We start from the raw sequence: 16,637 nt of genomic DNA on the forward strand, positions 1-16,637 counted from the left end.
AAAACCTTATTGATTAACTGGCGATTCTGGATCTAATAACAAAGCCATTAAATCTTGCATTTGTTTTTCATTCAGTAATTTAAAATGCGCAAAGCGCGGCATATTGCTGCAAGCGTTATAAGCCTTCGAATTATTAATCCGATTCCAGGTGTACACCATCATTTCTTTCGAATAGCCCCGCGACTTACCGTAGTTCCATAGACTAGGGCCAAGATTGCCATAAGAAATTTCTTTTTTATTAATTTCATGGCAGTTATAACAACCTCCGCCCACAGGGGTTGTCGCAGTATCGGTCCAAGTAGCACCACGACCACTTTGCGCAATCGCTTCACCCTTTTTCCAATCGCCCACATATTTACCGTCTGTAGGTTGTTGAATTTCAGCCATATTCAATTTTTGAATCGCTTCACGTTTAGCGGTAGCTGCCTTACTATTGCCGTTAGCAAAGACTGGATCAGAGCAAAAAGCCTGCGTTTCGTCTTGCTGTATTCGGTCTAAGCCTGCTATACCATCAGCCTTAAAGCCGCTTTGCATCATTTTCTGAAATGCTGGGTCAGCCTTTTGTTGCGCTAAGGCGATGCCTGAAAAACTCAGGAAACCCAATACGGTAGCACTCAATAGCAGGGCTGAGCTAACTAATGTGCGCATATTTTTATGTTTTACATAGTTCATTTTGAGTTCCATTCTTATCGTTTTAAGCCTGGGGTTTGCACAATTCCCCCATTAGCTGTAGCTGCCATATGCATGGATAAAGCAATCGTCACATCCGAGCCATAAATTGGGAAGGGAAAACGTTGCTGCCGATAACAATCATTTAAACGTTGTTGCATTGTCCAAAATTGACCACTAGAAACACGATACGCAGGCCAAGATCCCCAACCCAAGGCCGCCCCAGCTTGAGTAGTCAAATTAGGCAAGTCTTGTAAGCGAATTCGTTTACCATTTTCTCCATGACAAGAGGCACAAGAAAAATCCATCGGTCCACCCTCAAAGAAAAAAGCGCGCTTGCCTAAAGCCAGCATTTCTTTTTCTTTCGGATGCGTGGTGCTGACATTAATTTTTTTACCTTTTGAGAGGGTGACTACATAAGCGACCAAAGCTTCCATTTCTTTTTTGGGGCCCACCTGAAATGGGGCATCAATAGTGGCTTGTGGATCGATGCCCTGCAATTTCTCTCGACAAGTCATCAGTCGCGACTCGAGATCTTGTACGCGATTACTATCTTTAAAATATCGCGGTAACTGTGCCGCAGCACCCGCAACCACGCCAGGGCCAAGACCCAAATCACACTGCTCTAAAGTGGCATTTTTTGGGCCCATAGGCTTTTTCCATAATTCTTCCCCTGCCGCTTCATAGAGCTCAGAAGGATTGCCATCGGCAATCATTTCGCGGTATTTAGCAATGCCCTCGCTTGCGGTTTGCGCTTGCACCGTCTTTACCAGTGCAAGTGTGGCTAAGGCACTAAACAATATTGCATACCCGAATTTACAACTCAGCGAAAAATGCTGTCTCATGGCTTTTATCCCTTGTTATTATTGGAAAGCAATACAAAACCTAAGCGACGGTTGCCTCATCAGTACGTTTATCACCCTTACTATCAACCCAACTAACTACAAGCTTGTCACCCTTAGCGCCTTTATATTTAAAATTCAAAAAGGGGTCTTTGGATACTGCAGGCCCAAACTGAGCATTAAATACGTCGTTACCTTGCGCCTTTACGTTTAGAGTACTAATAAACCACGCTGGAATGATTTTGCCGGCAGCATCTTTCCGCTGACCTGATTCCATATCATGCTTCATTAAAATTTTTACATCAACTACGCCACCGCTTTCGGTTGCTCTTACGCGCATTGGATCAGCCATTATTGCTCCTTAATCTTTTAAGGGAAAATCCCCATTAGTAATAATCTGTATTGCTTTATTCATCGACATTGGGTTTAACCGCCGCAGCCACCCAAAGTCACTTTTACTTCTTTAGAAGACATCAACCACTTACCGTCTGCCTTTGCTAGTGCATAGACATTAGAAGTTTGACCCATTTTGATGCGGGTTGTCACAAACGGCTCTGTACCAGCAGGAATAAAAAATAAGGCTGCCAAAGCACTAGGATTTTTTTCTACCAAAATAGCCAATTGATCTGCCTTCAAGGTAGTAGAAATGCCCACGGGTACAACCGCGCCATTTTCAGCAATATCAGGGGCATTTAACGTTACGGCGCCCGATTTTTCTGGAGCACTGCCGAGTACCTTAAAAACATCGTCAAGGCTTTTGCCCTCAAAAGCAGCTTTATTCCAAGCTTGAGCTTGCGCCTCGCTAATTAAACCTGCTGCAGCCATCAATCCAAATATGGCCGAGTACTTTATTACATCTCGTCGCTGCTTATTCATAAAAACTCCTTCAGTCAAACTCAAACACCTTTTGTCGATCAATCGCAAGGAAAGCTAACAACCACTGGTATTTATTCCCCAGTTAGCATCCAATGCACCAAAACCTGTAAATCCTTACTCGATATATCGGGATGGGGAGGCATTGGGATGGGCCCCCATACCCCCGATCCGCCTTGTTTTACTTTTGCCACTAGTTTAGCCTCAGCGCCAGACTGACCCCGATATTTGGTGGCCACATCGCTAATCGATGGCCCTACCAACTTACTATGATCGGCATGGCAAGCAGAGCAATTGTTATCTTTAAAAAGTAGTTTTGGACCGCTCATTTTAGCCGTCGCAACCTGAGCTGTACTCGGTGCAGCAACTATTTGAAGCGGTAATTGGGCTAAAGGGGGTTGACTGGTATTCACCCCACGATATGGCCCATATTCTCGATTTTGTTCAGCCAAATTGCCGTGCGCATTGCGCGCATGATCAGGTAAGCTTGAGCCAATTTGCACAAACGCAACACAATTATTCATGCACGCTTTGGCTTGAACATCTGGCTTTCCACCCACATCCCATAAACCATGTTTCAAAGTCATGCCATTGCGGTTAGGCATTTTCTTTTGCACGTCCGCAATATTAAGGTTATTTAAGACAAAATTATCAGGGACGATTTCTGCCAAAGAAAGAATATACGCTAGCAAAGCAAAAGTATCGTCGCTGGAAAGCGAGCGCGGTGCGTTCCATGGCATAGCCCGATAAATATAATCCCACAGCGAAGATAGAGTTGCAACCTTCATTAAGGTCGTTCGTTGAGGCTGTTTATTGTCGTTTAACGACGCTACTCGACCTGACTTCACATCATCTTGTGTTGTACCACCCACAATCGGGGTAAAAATTTCATTCGACTCACCAAAGGTACCGTGGCAACTCGCACATTTTCCATCCCATAATGCTTGACCCTGCGCAACCGAGCCTGATCCTTTGGGAAGACCAGCAAAGTCTGGGCGTACATCAATGTCCCAAGCATTCACTTCTGCTGCGGTGGCTATTCTGCCGATACCTTGATAATGAGGCAAACTCGATGCCGCACTAGCGGGAGCATTTTGAGCAAAGCTCGGTAGGGCCACCAGCGTGGCTAGTACGAAGCATAGGTTTAGTGTATGACGCAAGAACCGAGCGCAATTCTGCTTAGCCAACTTGAACATTACTCACCTCGCCATTGCTATCAACCTTCCACGCCTGAATTGCATTATTGTGATAAATCGAACGCGTACCCCTTACATCGCGTAGCATTTTGATCGTGGGCTGCACATAACCAGTTTCATCCATGGCTCGCGACAGAATAATGGCTGGAGCGCCATCCCATGTCCAATCGATATTGAAGCGCGTGAGTGCTTTCGTTAAGATTGGCGTTTCTAAGCGGGCAGTACGCCAGTTATTACCACCATCTACTGAAACGTCGACCCGCTTAATTTTGCCGCGACCAGACCAAGCCAAGCCCGTAATGTTATAAAAACCTTTTTCAAGGAGTTGCTGGCCACCCGAAGGCGTGGTAATGACGGATTTGCATTCTTGAATTGAGGTGTATTGCCGCGCTAAACCATCAGGCATCAAATCGTTGTAATGGACTGCCTCATCTTTAGAAGCGTATCGCATATCACCAACCTCGAGTCGGCGTAACCACTTAACCCAACTAACCCCTTGCACTCCGGGCACTACTAAGCGCAATGGAAAACCATTCTCTGGGCGTAGCATTTCACCATTCATGCCCCAAGCCACAATACTATCCTTGAGTGCGCTATCTAAGTTAATTGTGCGCGTCATTCCCGAACCATCGCCACCCTCAGCCAAGAGGTATTTACCTTTTTTTAAATCAGCGCCGCACTCGTCCAATAAAAGACTGAGTGGCACCCCTGTAAATTCGCAACAAGATAACATGCCATGGGTGTATTGCACCGTAGGTACGGCGACATTACCCCACTCCAAACCCGTATTTGCCCCACACTCAATAAAGTGAATGCGCGACACCGATGGTAAGCGCATTAAATCGCTCATCGTAAATACGCGGCTATTTTTTACTAGGCCGTTCACCATTAAGCGGTGCAAATTAGGGTCGATGTTGTACCAGCCCTGATGTTGTCGCTCGAAATGCAAACCATTAGGAGTAATAATGCCAAATAACCCTTGCAACGGAGTAAAGGCCACCGAAGCAGCCGATACACGCGTAAGCCCTGGTGATTCACGTCGAATTAAGTTTGCCTCATATACCGATGGCGTACCATAAGGCATAGTGGCGACGTTTTTTCCTAGGGTGGTTTGCCACACCTGTTTTTCTAAAATGGCTGGGTCGCCCTCAACCGCTCCTAAAACAGGTAACGCTAAGCCTGTACCGACCGTACCAATGGCCCCACTTGCTGCAGCCGCCAAACCCTGCCGCAAAAAACTGCGGCGCTTTTGATCTAAGCCGAATTGATTAACCTCTGCAATCAAGTCCAGGCCTAGAAAACCTTCTGGGGCCTGACGGATTTTTGCGCGAACTCTATTTTCTTTCATTGCCATAAATTAAACGCTGAATTATTACAACTTGGTAAACTTATTTTGCTGTTTTATTACCGCCAATACCGAGTAAAGTATAAGCTGGGCAGTAGCGAAAAAAACCTGTTGCAAGCGGCACAATGCCAATCCAGCCCCACACGCCAATTACGCCAAGCAGCGCCAAGAGAATTAAAACAGCGCCGACTACCATGCGCAAATATCGATCTGTATTACCAACGTTGCATTGCATATAAACTCCTAGTTATTTTTTACAGTAGTGTTGATACAACAAATCCATTACTGAAATAGCAATGGGGCTAGTTAATGAATAGTAAATTTGCTTACCTTCGCGGCGCGTCTTAACGAGTTTTTGCGTCCGCAAAATTGTTAGCTGCTGCGACAAGGTGGGCTGAACAATTCCAAGTCCCACCTCTAAATCGCTGACGCATTTTTCACCCTGGCTAATTTCACACAAAAGCATTAATCGATTGCGATTCGAGAGCACTTTCATTAATTTACATGCGCCATCAGCAGATTGACGCATTTTTTTTAAATCAATTTTATTGGTAATTTGTACCATTTTTTTATTAGTGATGATCTGCGGTTATCAATTGAATCTACATTGCTTAATAAGCCTGGTAATGAATGCCGATAATTATAAGATAAATAATAAATATTTTCTAATTAAATATAATATATTTTTATAAAGTAAGTAGAAACCCTAGTTTTGCTAACAAACCGCTGCGCAGTGATTGAGCTAGCCAGGCCCCAGTAACTCTTTCAGCTAATATAGGCGGTGATTCCACCATGATTGATACCCAAGCCATCTTCTTATCGCTCCAGCTGGCTTTTTGTACGCTGCTGATTATTTTGCCTTTGGGTATTTGGCTGGCGCATCATTTGGTCACGGCTGGTAGATGGAAGCCCTGGCTCGAGGCCTTACTAGCACTACCCTTGGTGCTGCCCCCCACGGTTTTAGGTTATTACCTATTGGTGGGCTTTAGCGGCAAAACACTGTTTGGTGAGCCTTTGGTATTTTCCTTTCTCGGCATTCTAATTGCCTCTTTAATAGTGAATTTGCCCTTTGCCGTACAACCGATTCAGCGAGCCTTTGAAGCTATCCCCAACGCCCTTAAAGAGGCAGCTGAGGTCTGCGGTTTAAACGCTTGGCAAATCTTTTACCGCATTAATCTACCTTTAGCTTGGCGTGGTGTGCTTAGCGCTGCGGTACTAACCTTTGCCCATACGCTAGGCGAATTTGGCGTCATTCTCATGATTGGCGGAGCAATACCTGGTAAAACAAAAACGGCATCGATTGCTATTTATGATCAAGTGCAAAGTTTTAATGTCTCAGGTGCAGGGCTGCTTTCGCTCTTGTTATTGGGTATTTCGCTTTGCGCAATCGTGATCTCATATGGTTTTTTTGGCGCCAATAGTCAGCGGCGCGCCCAACGGATCGGCTCATGCTGAAAGTCCGCATCCAGAGCCAGTCACACGGCAACCCCTATCACTCTCGCATTCCTTTGGAACTGAATCTCAACTGTGCGGCTGGTGAGTTGCATGCTTTAGTTGGCCCATCGGGTAGCGGTAAAACCACCATCCTCAGAACAATTGCCGGCTTGCATCAGCCCGAGTTAGGGCTCATTGAATGTGCTGGTGAAACATGGTATGAAGGGCGAATCGCCAATCAAGCCATCACGAACTACTCGCCAGCACAGCGTTCTTGCGGTTTTTTATTTCAACAATACGCCCTCTTCCCCCATCTATCGGCATTACATAATGTCGCCATTGCCCTAGAAAATAGTGGACTATCTAAGGCAGCACGGCTTGCGCAATCGCGAACATGGCTGGAGCGAATGGCTCTGAGTGAATTCGCTGAGCGCTTTCCAGGCCAGCTCTCAGGCGGGCAGCAACAGCGGGTTGCCCTCGCTCGCGCTTTAGCCAGAAATCCCAAGGTACTGCTATTGGATGAACCATTTTCAGCCATTGACAATCCTACCCGCCAAAATCTCTATCGAATTTTGGCAGAATTACGCCAAGACCTCGCCATTCCGATGATTTTAGTTACGCACGATTTACGTGAGGCCAATTTACTGGCTGATACCATTACCGTCATTGATCAGGGCATTGGCCTACAAACTGCCGCCCCCAATGAATTATTTCAAAAACCACGCAATTCAAGGGTCGCTGCCTTGGTCGGCATTCCCAATGTATTTAATGGCATCTTTAACTCAGGACGCCTCGATTGGCTGGCGAATGATTGGCATTTTGACGTCTTAGATAAAGGTAAAATTCCCCCTGCTAGCCCAGTAGCCTGGGTTATTCCGCCAGAGGGTTTAACTGTCTATTCGCAAGCTGCTCCGCACTATTTGCCGGCACAAGTTGAGGCCCTTAGCTCTATTGGTCAAATCGCAGTTGTCCGTTTTAGCGTCGGTGCCAGCAAAGAATCGCTGGTTTGGGAAGCCTCATCAGCCGAAATCAAACGACTGGGAATTCAGCTTGGCAGTACAGTCTTCTTAGAGCTTGATGCCAGTAAAATTCATATCATGCCGCTGCGCCCTATTAATGATCCACGCAGACTATTACCAGCCCATTAAATGGGTCGCCTAAAACTAGGCGCTCTTACTGAGGGCTAGTTTGAAATCAGCAATCAGGTCGGCGACATTTTCAAGCCCAACTGCCACCCGCACCAAGCCATCACTAATCCCCGCTGCTTTGCGCGCCGCAGGCGAGATTCGACCATGGGTCGTAGTGGCAGGATGCGTAATGGTTGTGCGGGTATCACCTAAATTGGCGGTAATTGAACATAAGCGGGTTTGATCGATTAAACGAAAAGCTGCTTTTTTACCGCCTTTTAAAACAAATGACACAATTGCGCCACCCGCCGTTTGTTGGCGACGTGCTAAAGCATATTGGGAGTGCGATTGCAGACCCGGATGAAAGACTTGGGCAATCGCCGGTTGTTTTTCTAACCACTTCGCCAAAGCTAAAGCGTTACTGCTTTGCTGTTTCATGCGCAAGTCGAGGGTCTCTAAACCCTTCAGAAAAATCCAGGCATTAAACGCTGAAAGGGTTGGCCCCGCCGTGCGCACATAGGGAAATACTTTACCCATAATGAAAGTCTTGTTACCCACAATTGCGCCGCCCAAGACCCTCCCCTGACCATCTAAATACTTGGTGGCGGAATGAATCACGACGTCTGCACCCCACTTTAAAGGCTGCTGCAATGCAGGAGTACAAAAGCAGTTATCCACTACGAATAAGGCATTCTTTTGTTTGGCAATTTTAGCGATCGCAGCAATATCAGCTAACTCAGTTAATGGGTTGGAAGGCGTCTCTAAGTAAAACATACGGGTATTAGGTAGGGCTGCTGCTTTCCAGGCTTTGCTATCACAAACATCGACATAAGTTGTAGTAATGCCGAAGCGCCCTAAGATGGTCGTAAATAATTGAATGGTTGCTCCAAACACTGAGCGCGAGCACACCACATGATCGCCAGCTTGTAAATGCGCCATCGCTACACTCAAAATGGCTGCCATTCCAGATGCGGTGGCAATACACGCCTCACCACCCTCAAGAGCGGCTAAGCGATCTTGAAACATACTCACTGTAGGGTTTGTAAAGCGAGAATAAATAAAGCCATCTTCCGCATTCGCAAAACCCGCTTCCGCCTCGGCAGCACTATTAAAGCAATAGCTAGACGTTAGAAATAAGGCTTCTGAATGCTCATTAAATTCAGTGGTGCGCCGTGTGCCAGCGCGTACCGCAACCGTCTCTTGGGCAAGCTGAGTAAAATCAAGCGGTGATCGCTTAGGGGGTTTACGCGTCATGGTATTTAATCTTCGGTAGCTAAATGCAGATGCAATTGCGAGCGGGCAAAATCGCTAGGGTCTTTTTGCCGATCGGCTTGCGCCGACTCGGAGTTGCGCGCGGCTTCTAGTGCATCGAGATAAGACTCGTTAATATCACCTGTAATATAGTGGCCATCAAAGCAGGAGGCTTCAAATTCCTTTAAATCAGGATTAATATCCCGCACAGCTTGCTTCATATCTTCAACGTCTTGATAAATTAATTGGTCAGCGCCAATGAGGCGGTTAATTTCTTCATCGGTACGCCCATAAGCAACCAATTCACTTCGGGTAGGCATATCAATCCCGTAGACATTAGGAAAACGCACGGGTGGCGCAGCCGAGGCAAAAATGACTTTTTTAGCGCCCGCTTCACGAGCCATTTGTACAATTTCATAGGAAGTAGTTCCCCGCACAATTGAATCGTCAACAATTAAAACCGTTTTGTCTTTAAATTCAACGCGCATAGCATTCAATTTTTGGCGTACTGATTTTTTTCTCACCTCTTGACCAGGCATGATGAAGGTACGACCAATATAGCGATTCTTAAAGAAGCCTTCGCGATAAGCGATGCCCAAGCGTTTAGCCACTTGCATAGCAGCGGGTCGACTTGAATCTGGAATGGGCATAACGACATCAATTTGACTAACATCGGTTTCAGCACGAATTTTTTCTGCTAAGTAATCACCCATGCGCATGCGCACGTTATAAACAGTAACACCGTCAATGGTTGAATCGGGACGCGCCATATACACATATTCGAAAATGCACGGCACTAGGCTTGATTCAGCATATTGACGGCAAGAAAAATTGCCCTCAAGGTCAATATAAATGGCTTCACCCGGATTGACATCACGCACAAACGTAAAGCCAAGACCTTCTAAGGCGACAGATTCAGAAGCAATTAACCATTCTGGTCCATCTGCGGTATCAAGTCGACCAATACACAAAGGACGAATGCCAAAGGGGTCACGAAAAGCCAGTAAACCATAGCCCGCAATCATCGAGATTACTGCATAAGAGCCCTTCACCCGCCGCGATAAACTACTTACTGCTTTAAACATAGCGTCTTCATCTAGAGGCGCGTCATTAGTTTCGCGTTGTAATTCATCGGCCAATACATTAAGTAGTACTTCGGTATCAGAATTAGTGTTAATGTGGCGTCGATCGAGATAGGCTATTTCTACCCGTAGGCTGAGTGCATTGGTTAAGTTACCGTTATGTACCAAAATAATGCCGTACGGTGCGCTAACATAAAATGGTTGCGCTTCTTCTTCATTGCTTACCGAACCTGCAGTTGGGTAACGCACTTGCCCAATGCCTGCATTACCAATTAAGCTCCGCATATCCCGCGTTCTGAAAACATCTCGCACTAAGCCATTAGCTTTATGCATCGCAAAAGAATTGCCATTCATGGTGGCAATTCCAGCGGCGTCTTGGCCACGATGCTGTAACAGCAACAACGCGTCATACAGCAATTGATTTACGGGATAGTGTGAAACACTGCCAACAACTCCGCACATAGCCTTAGCTTCCTAATTTGAGTGGTAAAGCAAGGTTTGGGATAGCACCCTTTGGTAAAGCACCTAATTGACTAGCCCAATCAGCTGGTAACCACGTTTTAATTAAGCTAGTGGCAATTTCTAGAGTAGTGCGCGTTTTTGCTAAGCGCCAATCGGTAGATTGAGTAAGTGGCGTTAAAGCCGCCAAGCTTGCCAGGATAACTACTACTACTGCGCCCCGTAACAAGCCAAAAATTAAGCCTAAAAAACGATCAGTCAAACTGAGGCCAGCCGACAAAATTAATTTTTGAATGATGCCGCCCAACAAGCCACAGGCAATTAAAGCGGCGACAAATAAAATCAGAAAACTTAAACCAAGACGAAAGAGCTCATCCATTTTGAACGTCGACAGCCACTCAGTAGATAAGTATTCACTGTAGTGATAAGCAATCCAGGCAGCGATGATCCATGAAAATAGTGCGAGTACTTCTTTAAATAAACCGCGCGACACACCCACCAAGGCCGAGATTAAAAGCACTGTAAAGACAACATAATCTACTGGGGTTAACTTCAACGAAGCTAGGAGTTCCATTAGGCTTTCCCTACCTCTACTAAACGCGGGCTTAAACCCATTGCCTTGATCTTTTTCTCCGCCGCTTCTGCCGCGTCTTTGTCGGTAAATGGCCCCGCACGTAAAACAAATAACTTAGTGCCATCAGCACTGGTTCTATTCAACACATAATTGGGGATTTTTTGTTCTTTTAATTTAGCAATCCAACCTTTTGCACGTTCTTCTGAGGCAAATGCGCCAATTTGAATCACAAACTTTGTGCCGCTGGTCTTCACCTCTGGGATAGCATTGTCAGCCAAAGCGCTGGAACTAGGCTTAACAACTTCTTCACCTGCAGCTAAGCCCAAGTTTTTTGCTGGTGCAACCGTAATCGGGGCATAAACAGGTGGTGGCTTAGTTTCTGTTGCAGACTCTGTCGCCGCTTGCGTTGGTGGCGTCACAGCCAGTGCGCTAGGTGCTGGTGGTGTCATGACTGGGGTTGTAACAGGAGGTGTATTGGCTGGCGAGCTGCTAACCACAGCACCAACCAAGGGCAAGCTGGTGACTATATTGACAGCAATATCATTGCTCACCGTTTTCGGGCTTCCATCTAAGAGGCGGGGCAAACCTACGACTGCAATTAGCACTAAAACTGCTGCGCCAATTAAACGATGACGGGCGCGTTGCCGATCAGGATCTTCTGTTAAAGCAGGATCATCGGCCGATTGGGTTTGTGAGGAACGCTGGTAGGCACTTGAAGCACCGCCTGATTTGCTGCTGGCTCGCGATCGGCTGCCGATAGGAACCCGACCGACCGGCTCGGGTTTGGTATTGCGATTAAACAGCTTCGGTAAACGAATCATGGATCAATTAACCAGGTTGTTTCGATAAGCCATTACGCCAGCAACAGTATAGAAGGATCCGAAGACCACTATTCTATCACCCTCGCCGGCTTTTGCGACAGCCTCTTGATAAGCCTTAGCTGGATCGGCAAAACAGCGGATCCCGCCATCTTTATGGCGCTCTTCCGCTACGCCCAAAGCGAGCAATTGCGCTTTGATTGCCAACGCGCTAGCTGCTCGAGCTGTGGGTAAATCGGTACAAAACCAATAATCAACCAAAGATATAAAGGGTTGCAAAACAGCTGCAATATCTTTATCGGCCATCGCTCCAAAAACAGCAAAGGTATAAGGAAAGTAACCCATGGAATCCAAACTGCGATAAAGGGTTGCAGCAGCATGGGGATTATGAGCCACATCGAAGATACGAGTTGGTCTACCAGGCAAAACTTGAAAGCGGCCGGGCAATTCCACTGTTGCAAAGCCGAGTCGAATATCTTGCGCCGATACGGGTAGGCGGTGGTGCAAAGCAGATAAAGCAGCAAGCGCAGCCGCCGCATTTAAGAGTTGATTGGCGCCACGTAAAGCGGGATAACCTAAGCCACTAAAGCGCTTATCCCTTCCTGACCATGCCCATTGCTGTTGATCACCTTGAAAATGAAAATCGCGACCGGAAAGATGTAAATCGCAACCTAGGCTTGTTGCATAGTCGATTAAGGATTGTGGTGGCAATGGATCACCACATACAGCTATCTTACCGGCCCGAAAAATACCAGCTTTTTCTCTCGCAATCGCTTCGCGGGTTGTCCCTAAAAAACTGGCGTGATCAATATCAATACTGGTAACAATTGCGCAATCGGCATCAATAATATTTACCGCATCTAAACGGCCACCCATACCAACTTCTAAGATCACTACGTCTAAATTCGCTTGGGCAAATAAATGCAAGATTGCTAAAGTAGTGAATTCAAAATACGTTAGGGTTGGGGTGTTAGGAACCCGCAAACGGGCTTCTTCTACAGCAGCAAAGTGGACGAGTAATTGTGCATCGCTTGCAGCCACGCCCTGCAAGCGAGCGCGTTCATTGAAGTGCAATAAATGGGGCGAAGTATGGCAAGCGACGCGATAGCCCGCCGCAATCAAAATGGCTTCTAAAAAAGCGCAAGTTGAACCTTTGCCATTGGTACCAGCAACGGTTATTACAGGGCAAGTTATTTGCAGGCCTAAGGCATTTTTTACTAAAGTAATCCGCTCTAGGCTCATATCAATGCCAAGCGGATGCGCTACCTCTAAGTGGCTAAGCCATGCTTCTAGGGTTGCAAAAAAGTAAGGGTTCGCTGGTGCTGAAGTCAACTAAGCAAGATCTTCAGAAACTGTAACAACGTTTGGCGCTGGGCGACTTTGTAAAAGCGCTAATAAATTCGCAATTTCACTGCGCATTTGGCGCCGATCAACAATCATATCAATGCCACCATGTTGCAACAAAAATTCAGCACGCTGAAAACCATCGGGTAATTTTTCACGCACAGTTTGTTCAATCACTCGGGGACCAGCAAAACCAATTAAAGCTTGCGGCTCAGCCATCACAATATCGCCCATGAAAGCAAAGCTAGCTGAAATTCCACCCATAGTTGGGTCGGTTAAAACACTAATAAACGGTAAACCTTGGTGCGCTAACTTCGTTAACATCGAATTGGTTTTGGCCATTTGTAAAAGCGATAACAAACTTTCTTGCATGCGGGCACCACCTGTAGCTGTAATGCAGATGAATGCACATTTTTGTTGAATCGCCGCATCAACGCCGCGCACAAAACGCTCACCCACTACCGAACCCATTGAGCCGCCCATAAATTGAAATTCAAAACTCGCGACCACTACCGGAATACCTGCAATTTTTCCACCCATCACAATTAATGCTTCGCTCTCACCTGAGACATCTTTAGCTTCTTTTAAGCGATCGGGATATTTTTTTGAATCATAAAACTTTAATGGATCCAACGGAAAAATCGTCGCACCAATTTCTTCCTGTGGTTTAGGGTCTAACAATGCCTTGAGGCGTTGCCGTGCGCCAATGCGCATATGGTGCGCACATTTAGGACAAACTGACAAGTTGGCTTCAATATCGGTGCTATACAAAACGGTTTCGCACGCGGGGCACTTGACCCATAAACCCTCTGGAATCGATTTGCGATTAGCCGGGTCGGTTTGTTGAATTTGCGGGGGAAGTAGTTTATCGATCCAACTCATTAATGATGATCTCTAATAGTTTTATTGCGCATCGAGGGCGGCACGAATTTCACGCATAAAATTTTCTAGTGATTGTACTGCTGCAGTCATCTCACCTTGCTTAACCGACTCTTCCAACAATTGAATAATCCGACTACCAATGACGACCGCATCGGCCAAATGAGCCACTGCACGCGCACTAGCGGCGTCACGAATTCCAAAGCCAACAGCAATGGGAAGCGCTGTGGTTGCCCGAATCGCAGGAATAATGCTGGCAATATCTTGGGTGCTTAAATGTGCCGCACCCGTAACACCGCGCAAGGAAACATAGTAAATATAACCAGAAGCTGCTTTCGCGGCTGCCTCAATCCGTGCCTGCGAAGAAGTGGGGGCTAACAAGAAAATAGGATCAATTCCAGCTACCCGCATCAACGCAGCAAAATCAATGCACTCTTCAGGCGGATAATCCACAATCAGTACGCCATCTACCCCAGCGGCCTTAGCTTGCTGCGCAAAAGACTCTGCACCCATTTGCTCAACGGGGTTGGCATAACCCATTAAGACTACTGGTGTCGCGTTATCGCTGGAGCGGAACTGTTGCACCATCGCTAAACATTGCCGCAACGTCACCCCTTTGGCTAAAGCCCGTTCCGAAGAGCGCTGAATGACTGGACCATCGGCCATTGGGTCAGAAAAAGGGATTCCCAGCTCAATTAAATTCGCACCACCCCGCACTAAAGCATGCATCAACTCGACTGTCGAGGCCGGGTCGGGGTCACCCGCAGTAATAAAAGGGATCAGTCCTTTTTTACCAGTGCGGTGTAAATCGGCAAACAGAGCCTGAATTTTTGACATGAACTAGCCCTCTGAACCCGTTGCCAATGCAACAGTGTGCATATCTTTATCACCGCGCCCGGAGAGATTAATTAAGATCGTTTTATCTTTAGCTAAAGTGGGCGCCATTTTGCATGCATAGGCAATTGCATGGGCCGACTCAAGCGCAGGAATGATGCCCTCAATTTGACAGCAGTCATGAAATGCCTTGAGTGCTTCCGCATCGGTAATGGCCACATAATCAGCGCGACCAGAATCTTTTAACCAGGCATGTTCAGGCCCTACCCCTGGATAATCCATCCCCGCAGAAACCGAATGGGTTTCTGCAATTTGGCCATTATCGTCTTGCAACAAGTAAGTGCGATTACCATGCAAGATACCGGGTTTGCCAGCGCATAAAGCTGCTGAATGCGCACCACTAGCAATGCCACGACCAGCAGCCTCGACGCCAATCAGTTGTACTTCAGGATATTCAATATAGGGATAAAAAATACCCATGGCATTTGAACCGCCGCCAACGCAAGCTAAAACATAATCGGGCTGACGGCCAATCATTTCTGGCATTTGCACTTTGCATTCTTCACCAATCACGCTTTGAAAATCACGCACCATCATTGGGTAAGGATGGGGCCCTGCCACAGTACCAATAATGTAAAAGGTATCTTCAACATTCGTCACCCAGTCACGCATGGCTTCGTTTAAGGCGTCTTTAAGCGTTTTCGTACCCGACTCAACAGGCACGACTTTAGCGCCCAGTAACTTCATGCGGTAGACATTTTGGGCTTGCCGCTCAACGTCGACCGAGCCTTGGTAAACGGTGCAATCCAGACCGTAGCGGGCGCAAATGGTAGCTGTAGCAACCCCATGCTGGCCCGCGCCAGTTTCCGCAATAATGCGCGGCTTGCCCATGCGCTTGGCAAGCATCGCTTGACCAATAACGTTATTAATTTTATGGGCGCCGGTGTGATTTAAATCTTCGCGCTTTAAATAAATTTGCGCGCCGCCAAGCATTTCACTCCACCGTTTTGCGTGATAAACCGGTGAAGGCCGGCCAACAAAATGCTTAAGCTCGCGGTGAAATTCAGCTAAAAATTCAGGGTCGTGTTGATAGCGGGCATAGGCCTGCTTGAGCTCCTCTAAAGCAAACATCAGGGTTTCAGAAACAAACACTCCACCATAAGGGCCAAAGTGACCGCGGGAATCGGGTTTATCGTACATAAGTACCTCTTCTAATTAATCAGTAACCGCTTTTAAGGGTTAATTGGGTGTATCGGTAGCGCGCACCGCTTCAATAAATTCACGGATTAGCGTTGGATCTTTTACGCCTTTGGCAATTTCAACGCCACTCGAAATATCCACTGCGCAAGGTCGCAAGCGAGCAATGGCCTCGCCGACGTTGTGCGCGTTCAACCCACCACTCAAAACGACCCGATGCGCGTTTGCGCTTACCCATGACTGTGGAATCCCTTGCCAATTAAAAGGTAGCCCGCCCCCCCCATATCCTGCAACCAAAGCATCTAAGAGAAAAGCACTAGCTAAGTCATATTGTAGGGAAAAATTGGCAAAGGCGAATTTCTCCCCAATTCTGGCTGCTTTAAGCCAAGGTTGGCCGGCTGCGAGCCCGATACAGTTGGCGGGAGATTCATCCCCATGAAACTGCCACAAAGTAATGGGCAAATTGGTGCGCAGGCGCTCAACTTCAGCCTCGCTGGGATTCACTAACAAGGCAACGACATCGACCCCAGCGGGTATGTGCTGCATTAAGGGGCGCGCTGCCTCGATCGAAATAGCTCGTGGGCTAGGCGGATAAAAAACCAAGCCGATCGCATCTGCGCCAGCCTGAACGGCCGCATTCACTGCTACCGCATCCCTTAAGCCGCAAATTTTAATTCTGGTTTTCCCAGGAGAGTATTGAAGTAAACCCATAT

General features: G+C 46.9%; 19 protein-coding genes. 2 read left to right on the plus strand and 17 right to left on the minus strand.

What is annotated here, in order from left to right:
* Positions 1 to 6: 6 nt before the first annotated feature.
* The 8 genes from soxX to LZT22_RS03315 form a co-directional block, all read right to left on the minus strand.
* Positions 7 to 672 (minus strand): sulfur oxidation c-type cytochrome SoxX, encoded by a 666-nt coding sequence (soxX, locus tag LZT22_RS03280; RefSeq protein WP_233923619.1) that lies wholly within the window; start codon positions 670 to 672, stop codon positions 7 to 9.
* 14 nt (positions 673 to 686) lie between these two features.
* Positions 687 to 1,514 carry a sulfur oxidation c-type cytochrome SoxA gene (gene soxA / locus LZT22_RS03285; RefSeq protein WP_233923620.1) on the minus strand — a complete coding sequence of 276 codons (828 nt, stop codon included), beginning with the start codon at positions 1,512 to 1,514 and terminating at the stop codon, positions 687 to 689.
* Between the two features lie 40 nt (positions 1,515 to 1,554).
* A complete protein-coding gene (gene soxZ / locus LZT22_RS03290) occupies positions 1,555 to 1,863 on the minus strand; it encodes a thiosulfate oxidation carrier complex protein SoxZ (protein WP_233923621.1) in 309 nt (102 codons plus the stop codon).
* A 74-nt stretch (positions 1,864 to 1,937) separates the two neighbouring features.
* The gene (soxY, locus tag LZT22_RS03295) at positions 1,938 to 2,387 is read right to left on the minus strand and encodes a thiosulfate oxidation carrier protein SoxY (protein ID WP_233923622.1); all 450 of its coding nucleotides are present in this window, start codon (positions 2,385 to 2,387) and stop codon (positions 1,938 to 1,940) included.
* Positions 2,388 to 2,458: 71 nt separating this feature from the next.
* Positions 2,459 to 3,502, minus strand: coding sequence for a c-type cytochrome (locus LZT22_RS03300; RefSeq protein ID WP_233923623.1), 1,044 nt, complete (start codon positions 3,500 to 3,502; stop codon positions 2,459 to 2,461).
* A 61-nt stretch (positions 3,503 to 3,563) separates the two neighbouring features.
* Positions 3,564 to 4,928: a sulfite dehydrogenase gene (gene soxC / locus LZT22_RS03305; RefSeq protein WP_233923624.1), complete on the minus strand. Its 1,365-nt coding sequence runs from the start codon at positions 4,926 to 4,928 to the stop codon at positions 3,564 to 3,566.
* A gap of 40 nt (positions 4,929 to 4,968) precedes the next feature.
* Positions 4,969 to 5,160 carry a DUF2892 domain-containing protein gene (locus tag LZT22_RS03310; protein ID WP_233923625.1) on the minus strand — a complete coding sequence of 64 codons (192 nt, stop codon included), beginning with the start codon at positions 5,158 to 5,160 and terminating at the stop codon, positions 4,969 to 4,971.
* Between the two features lie 12 nt (positions 5,161 to 5,172).
* On the minus strand, positions 5,173 to 5,490 hold the full coding sequence (locus LZT22_RS03315; RefSeq protein WP_233923626.1) for a helix-turn-helix transcriptional regulator: 318 nt from the start codon (positions 5,488 to 5,490) through the stop codon (positions 5,173 to 5,175).
* A 227-nt stretch (positions 5,491 to 5,717) separates the two neighbouring features.
* Between LZT22_RS03315 and modB the strand changes: the two genes are divergently transcribed.
* Both modB and LZT22_RS03325 read left to right on the plus strand, forming a co-directional pair.
* Positions 5,718 to 6,380, plus strand: coding sequence for a molybdate ABC transporter permease subunit (gene modB, locus LZT22_RS03320; protein ID WP_255700891.1), 663 nt, complete (start codon positions 5,718 to 5,720; stop codon positions 6,378 to 6,380).
* The gene (locus LZT22_RS03325; RefSeq protein WP_233923627.1) at positions 6,374 to 7,507 is read left to right on the plus strand and encodes an ABC transporter ATP-binding protein; all 1,134 of its coding nucleotides are present in this window, start codon (positions 6,374 to 6,376) and stop codon (positions 7,505 to 7,507) included. The genes modB and LZT22_RS03325 overlap by 7 nt, the downstream gene beginning before the upstream one ends.
* A 15-nt stretch (positions 7,508 to 7,522) precedes the next feature.
* Here the strand turns inward: LZT22_RS03325 and LZT22_RS03330 are convergent, their stop codons facing one another.
* Genes LZT22_RS03330 through LZT22_RS03370 form a run of 9 tightly spaced genes read right to left on the minus strand, consistent with a single transcriptional unit; the run spans position 7,523 to position 16,635 of the window.
* The gene (locus LZT22_RS03330) at positions 7,523 to 8,740 is read right to left on the minus strand and encodes an O-succinylhomoserine sulfhydrylase (RefSeq protein WP_233923628.1); all 1,218 of its coding nucleotides are present in this window, start codon (positions 8,738 to 8,740) and stop codon (positions 7,523 to 7,525) included.
* Between the two features lie 5 nt (positions 8,741 to 8,745).
* On the minus strand, positions 8,746 to 10,281 hold the full coding sequence (gene purF / locus LZT22_RS03335; RefSeq protein ID WP_233923629.1) for an amidophosphoribosyltransferase: 1,536 nt from the start codon (positions 10,279 to 10,281) through the stop codon (positions 8,746 to 8,748).
* Between the two features lie 4 nt (positions 10,282 to 10,285).
* Positions 10,286 to 10,852, minus strand: coding sequence for a CvpA family protein (locus LZT22_RS03340; protein WP_233923630.1), 567 nt, complete (start codon positions 10,850 to 10,852; stop codon positions 10,286 to 10,288).
* Complete coding sequence (locus LZT22_RS03345) at positions 10,852 to 11,673, minus strand: SPOR domain-containing protein (RefSeq protein WP_233923631.1); 822 nt, start codon at positions 11,671 to 11,673, stop codon at positions 10,852 to 10,854. Before LZT22_RS03345 ends, LZT22_RS03340 begins: the two co-directional genes overlap by 1 nt.
* A 3-nt stretch (positions 11,674 to 11,676) precedes the next feature.
* Positions 11,677 to 13,002, minus strand: a complete 1,326-nt coding sequence (folC, locus tag LZT22_RS03350; RefSeq protein ID WP_233923632.1) for a bifunctional tetrahydrofolate synthase/dihydrofolate synthase — start codon at positions 13,000 to 13,002, stop codon at positions 11,677 to 11,679.
* A complete protein-coding gene (accD, locus tag LZT22_RS03355; protein ID WP_233923633.1) occupies positions 13,003 to 13,896 on the minus strand; it encodes an acetyl-CoA carboxylase, carboxyltransferase subunit beta in 894 nt (297 codons plus the stop codon).
* A gap of 21 nt (positions 13,897 to 13,917) precedes the next feature.
* Positions 13,918 to 14,730: a tryptophan synthase subunit alpha gene (gene trpA / locus LZT22_RS03360; RefSeq protein ID WP_233923634.1), complete on the minus strand. Its 813-nt coding sequence runs from the start codon at positions 14,728 to 14,730 to the stop codon at positions 13,918 to 13,920.
* A 3-nt stretch (positions 14,731 to 14,733) separates the two neighbouring features.
* A complete protein-coding gene (gene trpB / locus LZT22_RS03365; RefSeq protein ID WP_233923635.1) occupies positions 14,734 to 15,927 on the minus strand; it encodes a tryptophan synthase subunit beta in 1,194 nt (397 codons plus the stop codon).
* 39 nt (positions 15,928 to 15,966) lie between these two features.
* Positions 15,967 to 16,635 carry a phosphoribosylanthranilate isomerase gene (locus tag LZT22_RS03370; protein WP_233923636.1) on the minus strand — a complete coding sequence of 223 codons (669 nt, stop codon included), beginning with the start codon at positions 16,633 to 16,635 and terminating at the stop codon, positions 15,967 to 15,969.
* Positions 16,636 to 16,637 lie beyond the last annotated feature (2 nt).

Source organism: Polynucleobacter sp. IMCC 29146 (assembly GCF_021395195.1).
Taxonomy (GTDB): domain Bacteria; phylum Pseudomonadota; class Gammaproteobacteria; order Burkholderiales; family Burkholderiaceae; genus Polynucleobacter.

Bases quoted from the DNA above. Each gene is read 5' to 3' on its own strand.
- soxX (WP_233923619.1), bottom strand. From the start codon at position 672: ATGAACTATGTAAAACATAAAAATATGCGCACATTAGTTAGCTCAGCC.
- soxA (WP_233923620.1), bottom strand. From the start codon at position 1,514: ATGAGACAGCATTTTTCGCTGAGTTGTAAATTCGGGTATGCAATATTG.
- soxZ (WP_233923621.1), bottom strand. From the start codon at position 1,863: ATGGCTGATCCAATGCGCGTAAGAGCAACCGAAAGCGGTGGCGTAGTT.
- soxY (WP_233923622.1), bottom strand. From the start codon at position 2,387: ATGAATAAGCAGCGACGAGATGTAATAAAGTACTCGGCCATATTTGGA.
- soxC (WP_233923624.1), bottom strand. From the start codon at position 4,928: ATGAAAGAAAATAGAGTTCGCGCAAAAATCCGTCAGGCCCCAGAAGGT.
- LZT22_RS03310 (WP_233923625.1), bottom strand. From the start codon at position 5,160: ATGCAATGCAACGTTGGTAATACAGATCGATATTTGCGCATGGTAGTC.
- LZT22_RS03315 (WP_233923626.1), bottom strand. From the start codon at position 5,490: ATGGTACAAATTACCAATAAAATTGATTTAAAAAAAATGCGTCAATCT.
- modB (WP_255700891.1), top strand. From the start codon at position 5,718: ATGATTGATACCCAAGCCATCTTCTTATCGCTCCAGCTGGCTTTTTGT.
- LZT22_RS03325 (WP_233923627.1), top strand. From the start codon at position 6,374: ATGCTGAAAGTCCGCATCCAGAGCCAGTCACACGGCAACCCCTATCAC.
- LZT22_RS03330 (WP_233923628.1), bottom strand. From the start codon at position 8,740: ATGACGCGTAAACCCCCTAAGCGATCACCGCTTGATTTTACTCAGCTT.
- purF (WP_233923629.1), bottom strand. From the start codon at position 10,281: ATGTGCGGAGTTGTTGGCAGTGTTTCACACTATCCCGTAAATCAATTG.
- LZT22_RS03340 (WP_233923630.1), bottom strand. From the start codon at position 10,852: ATGGAACTCCTAGCTTCGTTGAAGTTAACCCCAGTAGATTATGTTGTC.
- LZT22_RS03345 (WP_233923631.1), bottom strand. From the start codon at position 11,673: ATGATTCGTTTACCGAAGCTGTTTAATCGCAATACCAAACCCGAGCCG.
- accD (WP_233923633.1), bottom strand. From the start codon at position 13,896: ATGAGTTGGATCGATAAACTACTTCCCCCGCAAATTCAACAAACCGAC.
- trpA (WP_233923634.1), bottom strand. From the start codon at position 14,730: ATGTCAAAAATTCAGGCTCTGTTTGCCGATTTACACCGCACTGGTAAA.
- trpB (WP_233923635.1), bottom strand. From the start codon at position 15,927: ATGTACGATAAACCCGATTCCCGCGGTCACTTTGGCCCTTATGGTGGA.
- LZT22_RS03370 (WP_233923636.1), bottom strand. From the start codon at position 16,635: ATGGGTTTACTTCAATACTCTCCTGGGAAAACCAGAATTAAAATTTGC.